The 3792-nt window shown below is 71.0% G+C and carries 4 protein-coding genes; all 4 read left to right on the top strand.

Annotation, left to right across the window (positions count from 1 at the left end; all coding sequences use genetic code 11):
* The first annotated feature begins 120 nt into the window (after positions 1-120).
* The 4 genes from SACHA_RS0109935 to SACHA_RS0109920 all read left to right on the top strand — a co-directional run bounded on the left by SACHA_RS0109935 (position 121) and on the right by SACHA_RS0109920 (position 3670).
* Entirely contained in the window at positions 121-819 is a 699-nt protein-coding gene (locus SACHA_RS0109935) for a demethylmenaquinone methyltransferase (RefSeq protein ID WP_019809344.1), read from the top strand.
* A 10-nt stretch (positions 820-829) separates the two neighbouring features.
* Entirely contained in the window at positions 830-2104 is a 1275-nt protein-coding gene (locus tag SACHA_RS0109930; protein WP_019809342.1) for a geranylgeranyl reductase family protein, read from the top strand.
* 590 nt (positions 2105-2694) lie between these two features.
* Positions 2695-3114 (top strand): NADH-quinone oxidoreductase subunit A, encoded by a 420-nt coding sequence (locus tag SACHA_RS0109925; RefSeq protein ID WP_028663042.1) that lies wholly within the window; start codon positions 2695-2697, stop codon positions 3112-3114.
* A gap of 7 nt (positions 3115-3121) precedes the next feature.
* Entirely contained in the window at positions 3122-3670 is a 549-nt protein-coding gene (locus SACHA_RS0109920) for a NuoB/complex I 20 kDa subunit family protein (RefSeq protein ID WP_007025201.1), read from the top strand.
* Positions 3671-3792: the final 122 nt, after the last annotated feature.

The raw sequence follows: 3792 nt of genomic DNA, 5'->3' as shown, positions 1-3792 counted from the left end.
CCACGGCCGCGAGCCCTGTCCCGGGCGCGCACGGCGGCACCGGCGACTGAGCGCCGGGTCCGGCCCAGGGGCCGGTCGCGGGTGGACGGAGGTTTCACCCGCTCCGACTACACTGCGGGCATGGCCCGAGCGAGCCTGGACAAGGATCCGAACGACGTCGCGGCGATGTTCGACGACGTCGCCCAGAACTACGACCGCGCCAACTCGGTCATGACCTTCGGCTTCGACCGGCGGTGGCGCAGCGCCACCGCACAGGCCCTCGAAGCGGGCCCCGGTGAGCGGGTGCTCGACCTCGCCGCGGGGACCGGCGTGTCCACCGAGGAGTACACCCGGGACGGGGCATGGTGCGTGGCCGCGGATTTCTCGCTCGGCATGCTGCGCGGCGGCGCGCACCGGGGGGTGCCCAGGGTGGCCGCGGACGCGCTCCGGCTCCCGTTCGCCGACGGGAGCTTCGACGCCGCCACGGTGAGTTTCGGCGTCCGCAACTTCGTCGACACCCGGGCCGCGCTCACCGAGATCGCCCGGGTGGTGCGGCCGGGGGGACGGCTGGTGATCTGCGAGGTCTCCACACCGACCCTCGCCCCCGTCCGGTTCCTGCACCGCACCGTGCTGCTGCGGGTGCTGACCCGGCTCGGGCGGCGGGTGTCGTCCAACCCCGAGGCCTACTCGTACCTGGCCGAATCCATGCTGAGCTGGCCGGACCAGCGCCGGTTCGGCCGGCTCATCGCCGAGTCCGGGTGGGTCGGGGTCGAGTGGCTGAACCTGACCTTCGGGGTCGTGGCCATCCACCGCGCACGCAAGCCCGGCGCCGACTCGTAGACTCGCGCGCATGACTCAGGACGCCGAGGTCATCGTCGTCGGTGCGGGCCCCGCCGGATCGACCGCGGCCACCCACCTCGCCCGCGCGGGTGTGGACGTGCTGCTGCTGGAGAAGAGCACGTTCCCCCGGGACAAGGTCTGCGGGGACGGCCTCACCCCGCGCGGGGTGAAACAGCTCATCGACCTCGGCATCGACACCTCCACCGACGCGGGCTGGGTGCACAACCGTGGGCTGCGCATCCGTACCGCCGAGCTGACACTCGAACTCGACTGGCCGGAGCTGACCGACTTCCCGCCCTACGGGGTGGCCCGCACACGGCACGACTTCGACGACGTCCTCGCCGCGACCGCCGTCAAGGCGGGGGCACGGCTGACCGAGCGCACCACCGTCACCGGCGCGATCACCGACGAGCGCACCGGGCGGGTGCTCGGGGTGCGGGCCAAGCAGGGGCCGGACAAGGAACCGGTCTCCTACCGCGCGCCGTTGGTGCTGGCCTGCGACGGGGTGTCGGCACGGCTGGCGCTGTCGGTGGGCATCGAGAAGGACGACCGCCGCCCGATGGGGGTGGCGGTGCGCCGCTACTACCGCAGCCCCCGGCACGACGACGCCTACATCGAGGGACACCTCGAACTGTGGGACCGCCGGGACCCGGCCGGGCCGAAGCTGCTGCCCGGCTACGGCTGGGCGTTCCCGCTCGGGGACGGGACCGTGAACGTGGGGCTGGGGATACTGTCCACCTCGGCCGCCTTCCGTAACACCAACTACCGCGAGCTGCTGCGGTCGTGGCTCGACTCGACCCCCGAGGAGTGGGGCTACCGCGAGGAGAACGCCGTCGGCCGGATCGGTGGCGCCGGGCTGCCGATGGGCTTCAACCGCACCCCGCACTACCGCGACGGCCTGCTGCTGGTCGGCGACGCGGGCGGCATGGTCAGCCCGTTCAACGGGGAGGGCATCGCCGCCGCGATGGAGTCGGCCAGTCTGGCCGCCGAGCACGTCGTGCAGGCGTTGGCCCGGCCGGAGGGGCCGTCGCGGGAGCGCGCGCTGCGCGGCTACCCCCGTGCCGTCGCCGACCTGATGGGCGGCTACTACCAGCTCGGCAACCAGTTCGCCCGCGCCATCGGCAAGCCCCGGATCATGCGGCTGGCCACGAAGTACGGCCTCCGGATCAAACCGCTGATCCCGCTGGTGTTCAAGGGCATGTCCGGCTGCTACGACGCCCGCGGCGGCGACGCCGTCGACCGCCTCGTGACGGCCCTGTCCCGGGCGGCCCCCACCCCCCGCTGACCCCGCCTCTCCACCCCGCGAGTCGCCACCCCGCGAGTCGCCACCTCAGGACGGCGAGTCGACGCTTCGCGACGGCGAGCTGTCGCCGGGTGTGCCCCTTTGCGAGCACCGCGCCGTCGACTCGTCGGCACCGCGCGTTGACTCCCGGGCACTGGGCGTCGACTCGCGGGTCCGGTGGGTGTTCGGGCCGTGGGAAACCTCACAGTACGCCTGTCCTTTTACGGCGCCCGGACGTCCGCGTGGGCGGTGTCGGCGCAGGTCTCGGCCACGTGTGGGCGACGGCCGCCCGCGGCTGGACGGGTGTCGGTGGGCGGGTGGCGCGAGATCGGGACCGTGGGGGCTAGCGACAAGCTGTGAGTCGCGTCCTACACTGCACCCATGTTTTGTGAATGGCTTCACAACCGCGTCGGCGGGTTTGTGAACTCTTTCACAAGCGAGCTCGGTTGCGTCGTGCGTGACAGAGGTGGTTGAGCACACAAGGTAAGGCGGCCCTTACCCATCAGGGTGTGGTGCAGGTCCCTTAGGGTCGCGCCCAACCGATTACTCAGATCACGTCCGTTACGCAGTGGCGCGGAAAGGATGGTGCCGCAGTGAACTCCTCGGTTTCCGCGGCAGGAGTGCTGGCGCAGGGGAACGCGGGTTCCGGCCTCGGTGTCTTCCTGCCACTGGTCCTGCTGTTCGGGCTGGCGCTCGCGTTCGGCCTCTTCTCGGTGCTGCTCGGACCGCTGCTCGGCCCCAGCCGCTACAACAGGGCGAAGACCTCCGCCTACGAGTGCGGCATCGAACCGTCGCCGCAGCCGGTGGTCGGTGCCGGCCGGATGCCGATCGCCTACTACGTCACGGCGATGCTGTTCATCCTCTTCGACATCGAGATGGTGTTCCTGTTCCCCTACGCCGTCGCGGCGGACTTCCTCGGGTTGTGGGGTGTGGTCGCCATCACGCTGTTCATCGCGACGTTCTTCATCGCCGACATCTACGTGTGGCGGCGTGGCGGGCTGGATTGGAACTGACGAAACCATGGGTCTCGAAGAGAAGCTCCCCAACGGAATCCTGCTGACGACGCTGGAGGGCGTGGTCAACTGGGCCCGGAAGAACTCGATGTGGCCCGCCACCTTCGGGTTGGCCTGCTGCGCCATCGAGATGATGACCACCGGCGGGTCCCGCTACGACCTCGCCCGGTTCGGGATGGAGCGCTTCAGCGCCACCCCGCGGCAGGCCGACCTCATGATCGTCGCCGGGCGGGTGACCCAGAAGATGGCGCCGGTCCTGCGCCAGATCTACGACCAGATGGCCGAACCGCGCTGGGTGCTCTCGATGGGCGTGTGCGCCTCCTCCGGCGGGATGTTCAACAACTACGCCGTCGTGCAGGGCGTCGACCACATCGTGCCGGTGGACATGTACCTGCCGGGCTGCCCGCCCCGGCCGGAGATGCTGCTCGACGCGATCCTCAAGCTGCACGCCAAGGTGCAGGACGAGCCGATGGGCCCGCGCCGCGCCGCGCTGCGTGCGGAGAGCGGACAGCAGACGGAGATCATCCCGTCGTCGATCAAGTACGCGAAGAAGTGATGGGCATGGCTGACGACGAGACCGCACCCTCCCCGGGCGGGGAACAGTCCAGCGCCGAGCGCGCGGAGCCGGAACTGCGGCCGGAGGGCACCCAGCCCGCCGCGCCCGCCGAGCCGGTGGTG

It is taken from the genome of Saccharomonospora halophila 8 (assembly GCF_000383775.1).
Classification (GTDB): domain Bacteria; phylum Actinomycetota; class Actinomycetes; order Mycobacteriales; family Pseudonocardiaceae; genus Saccharomonospora; species Saccharomonospora halophila.
This window is presented reverse-complemented; position numbering and strand designations above follow the sequence as displayed.

Bases quoted from the DNA above. Each gene is read 5' to 3' on its own strand.
- SACHA_RS0109920 (WP_007025201.1), top strand. From the start codon at position 3,122: ATGGGTCTCGAAGAGAAGCTCCCCAACGGAATCCTGCTGACGACGCTG.
- SACHA_RS0109930 (WP_019809342.1), top strand. From the start codon at position 830: ATGACTCAGGACGCCGAGGTCATCGTCGTCGGTGCGGGCCCCGCCGGA.
- SACHA_RS0109935 (WP_019809344.1), top strand. From the start codon at position 121: ATGGCCCGAGCGAGCCTGGACAAGGATCCGAACGACGTCGCGGCGATG.